General features: G+C 57.6%; 3 protein-coding genes. 2 read left to right on the top strand and 1 reads right to left on the bottom strand.

All coding sequences use genetic code 11. The features are described from left to right. Positions 1-110: 110 nt before the first annotated feature. Complete coding sequence (locus tag HWX25_RS32475; RefSeq protein WP_175912667.1) at positions 111-494, bottom strand: hypothetical protein; 384 nt, start codon at positions 492-494, stop codon at positions 111-113. 146 nt (positions 495-640) lie between these two features. Between HWX25_RS32475 and HWX25_RS32470 the strand changes: the two genes are divergently transcribed. After that, positions 641-922, top strand: a complete 282-nt coding sequence (locus tag HWX25_RS32470; protein ID WP_175912664.1) for a hypothetical protein — start codon at positions 641-643, stop codon at positions 920-922. A 65-nt stretch (positions 923-987) separates the two neighbouring features. Beyond that, positions 988-1,938 carry a site-specific integrase gene (locus tag HWX25_RS32465; protein ID WP_175912662.1) on the top strand — a complete coding sequence of 317 codons (951 nt, stop codon included), beginning with the start codon at positions 988-990 and terminating at the stop codon, positions 1,936-1,938. The last annotated feature ends 147 nt before the right edge of the window (positions 1,939-2,085 follow it).

The raw sequence follows: 2,085 nt of genomic DNA, 5'->3' as shown, positions 1-2,085 counted from the left end.
TTTCCGCTTCCGCAAAGCTCATTTGCCGTTTCATCGTCGTGGACCCGTTCCGTGAACTATCTTCTACAACGTCCTCGGCTGCGTCAGCGATGACCACAGAGCCGGATAAATCAGTGTTTCCCTAGGTCGGGACTATGTGCCTTAACAATCGTCACCAGTTCCAGCGCCGCTGCGTCCTGAGCGCGCTTGTTCATTACCGCTTTTGCCTGGAAGATCACCTTCACATCCAGCGCTGCCAAACGGCCCTCTGCCAGCCAGAGAGCTCGCGCCTTTTCGCATATCAATCTTCGCGTATCTTCAAAGGCCTTACGATCATCCCGCACTAGTTCCGTGACCTCGACGCCGTACGCACTGCCCTCGGTACTAACAACGATGTCCGGCTGCTCGCCCCCGTCATCGATATGGCCCGTTGGCCAGCATGCGGTGAGCCGCTGGGCGAGGTCAAAAAAATAGCGCTCGCGGCGCTTTTTCACGTGCGATTGAGACTGTGTCATATCGCGAAGTCATCCAGTATCGGAACACATTCGCAAGTGGATCGATGAAGAGCGACTGTCGGTTATCCACTATACCCCATGGGCTTACGCAAGCCCCCATCCCGTTGCTACCGTGCGTCCCCTGACAATCCATCAGAGGGGCAGCCATGGAGCGCGATATCAAACTCCCTAGCGGGCGATTCCCGGCCTGGCCGGAACTTGATGAACTCTTGAGGTTCGCGGCCAGTCTTGCCGAGCTAGATATATCTGCTGACCAGGATGCGGATGCGGCTAAGCATCTCGTGAATGCCGCTATCGACCTCATCAAGGCTGCATGTAGCGGCTCACCGCACGCTGCCATGCTAGTCCTGCTCCAGGCCAATGAACTTCTGGAGGCAGAACACCTCAGCGATGTCGCAAAGTTCGCGCGCGGTCATCCAGCCATCTGAGCAACCGCAGGGGTACAGCGCATATGCCGACCTACCGAAAGAGAGGCAGCGGTCGCGTCCAGGCGATGGTTCGCCTCAAGAACGCTGCCCCTGAATACCGCACCTTCGACGACATCGAGAGTGCTATTTCTTGGGCAACGGCGCGTGAGCTGGAACTGGGACGGAAACCAGCGCACAAAAGGCCGCTTGGCTCCTGCCTTGGCCCAACGCTAAGGGAGGCCCTTGAGAGGTATGCCAGTGAGGTAACGCCGCTCAAGAAAAGCTCCCGTACAGAGCTGGGAATCCTTAGCCGATGGCTCAAGAATCCATTGGTCGACCTGTCCATCTACAGCATCCGTGGGGCAGACTTGACCGCGTACATGAATCAACGATTGGCCCAAGGAATAGCAATCGCCACCATACGCACTGAGATTGCGCTGATTTCGCACCTGTACGAAGTTGCGCGCGCCGACTGGGGCTATGAAGATGTCCTGAACCCAAGGAAAGCCATGAGGCGAATCAAGCAGGGGAACGTTAGGGACCGGCGACTTCGACCGGGAGAATTCGGCAAAATCATCGAATGGTGCGAGCGGGATGGGGACCACTGGCTCAGGGCCGCCGTAACCGTTGCTGTGGAAACTGCGATGCGAAGCGGAGAGATAGCAGCGCTCACTTGGCCCAACCTCGACCTTGATAGTCAGCTCGCGTACCTCCCCGATACAAAGAATGGGACGCCCCGCATGGTCCCCTTGTCCCGTGCAGCAGTGGTAGCTCTTCGGACACTCCCGGTGAGACCCGGCCGGTACGTGTTCGATATTCGAAAAGGCAGCATCGCAAGGCGCTTCAAGAAGGTCCGCATTGCGTGCGACCTGGAGGACTTGAAATTCCACGACCTCCGGCATGAAGCCATCTCTCGTCTATTCGAGAAGGGATTCAACATGATGGAGGTGGCAGCCATCAGCGGCCACAAGACACTTCAGATGCTCAAGCGTTACACGCATCTGGACCCTAGGAGCCTGCTGGGGCGGCTGGGGTAGAGCTTCCGACTAAGGCCATGAGTGTCCGCGCCGACGGAATTTTGAGCCACCGGGCCGATTGGATTTTGAGCCGGGGTGGAGACCGGTCTATAGCAGGACCGGTTGTGGATAAGTGTATGGGTTTCCGGGGTCGTTGTCCTCCTGCGT

This window comes from Burkholderia sp. BCC1640, assembly GCF_902833125.1.
Classification (GTDB): Bacteria; Pseudomonadota; Gammaproteobacteria; order Burkholderiales; family Burkholderiaceae; genus Burkholderia; species Burkholderia diffusa.
The sequence above is the reverse complement of the archived record's forward strand: the minus strand, read 5'-3'. Positions and strand labels throughout refer to the sequence as shown.